The sequence below is a fragment of the Comamonas suwonensis genome (assembly GCF_012844455.2).
GTDB lineage: Bacteria > Pseudomonadota > Gammaproteobacteria > Burkholderiales > Burkholderiaceae_C > Comamonas > Comamonas suwonensis.
In genome coordinates this window covers 1-1,213 of the sequence record NZ_JABBCQ020000052.1, presented here as the reverse complement: position 1 = coordinate 1,213, position 1,213 = coordinate 1, and the positions used below count along the sequence as shown (strand labels likewise).

The following is a 1,213-nucleotide window of genomic DNA, read 5'->3' as shown; positions in this document are numbered from 1 at the left end:
CTGTATTGACCCAGTAAAAACCTGCACAGGTCCTAAACTTGAAGAAAGGACCTGATAGATGAGAGATCAAGAAGAAGTCAAACGCTGGACCGCCAAGCGTAAAAGCGCCTTGGTACTGGAGATCATCCAAGGCAAAACCACAGTTGCTGAAGCAAGTCGAGCCCATGACCTGCTTCCTTCAGAGATCGAGAACTGGGTCGACGAAGGCAAGCGGGGCATGGAGAACGCCTTGCGTGCCAAACCCGAAGATGTGCGTGAGCAGTACGAGCGCCAATTGAGGCAGCTGCAAGAAGCCTATGGCGAAGCGATGCTGGAGCTGCGTGCCAGAAAAAAGCTGCAAGCCTTGCTGGACGAGGAAGGCAAATGATTCTTCGCCTCCAGCAAGGCTTACTCAATGAGGGCGTGCGTGCCAGCCTGAGCCAGCTATGTCGTTGGTTTGAAGTGCCACGGCGCACGGTGTACTACAAACCCACCAAGGCAGCCCCAAAAGTGGATGAGCAGCTTGCAGTGCCGATCAAGGCCATGATCGAGGAGAACCCATCATTTGGCTATCGCACGGTGGCGTATCTGCTGGGTATGAACAAGAACACGGTCCAGCGCATCTTCCAGATTAAAGGTTGGCAGGTGCGCAAGCGCCCCGTGGGCATGCGTCCTCGCATACAAGCCTTGCCATCGGTAGCCAAGGGGCCCAATGAACGCTGGGCAACAGATCTGTGCAGAATCTGGACTGGCCGTGATGGCTGGGCGTCCCTGGCGCTAGTGATCGATTGCTACACACGAGAGTTGCTGGGCTGGCAGTTGTCTCGTACCGGCAAGGCCAGTACGGCTGCTAGTGCCCTTGAGCAAGCCTTGATTGCCAGGTTTGGCACCTTGGGAAAGGTGCCAGAGTCATTCCTGCTGCGCTCAGATAACGGGCTGGTGTTTACCAGCCGCTACTTTACGGCCCTGGTGAAAAGCTATGGGATGCATCAAGAGTTCATTACGCCGCACTGCCCGCAGCAAAACGGCATGGTCGAACGTGTGATTCGCAGCCTCAAGGAGCAATGCGTGCACCGCCACCGCTTTGAGAGCCTGCAGCATGCCAGCCGGGTCATTGGGGACTGGATTGGCTTTTACAACCATCGGCGCCCACATCAGGCGCTGAACATGAAAACTCCCGCTGAGGCATTTGCATTAGCGGCCTGACCTGTGCAGAAACGGCTGGGTCAATACA

General features: G+C 56.0%; 2 protein-coding genes. Both read left to right on the top strand.

Annotated elements, in window-relative coordinates; genetic code table 11:
* Nucleotides 1-58 precede the first annotated feature (58 nt).
* Nucleotides 59-367 carry a transposase gene (locus tag HF327_RS21795; RefSeq protein ID WP_198462436.1) on the top strand — a complete coding sequence of 103 codons (309 nt, stop codon included), beginning with the start codon at nucleotides 59-61 and terminating at the stop codon, nucleotides 365-367.
* Nucleotides 364-1,185, top strand: a complete 822-nt coding sequence (locus tag HF327_RS21790) for an IS3 family transposase (protein WP_198462435.1) — start codon at nucleotides 364-366, stop codon at nucleotides 1,183-1,185. The genes HF327_RS21795 and HF327_RS21790 overlap by 4 nt, the downstream gene beginning before the upstream one ends.
* Nucleotides 1,186-1,213: the final 28 nt, after the last annotated feature.

Excerpts from the sequence above, each read along its gene's own strand:
- HF327_RS21790 (WP_198462435.1), top strand. The coding sequence starts at position 364 with ATGATTCTTCGCCTCCAGCAAGGCTTACTCAATGAGGGCGTGCGTGCC.
- HF327_RS21795 (WP_198462436.1), top strand. The coding sequence starts at position 59 with ATGAGAGATCAAGAAGAAGTCAAACGCTGGACCGCCAAGCGTAAAAGC.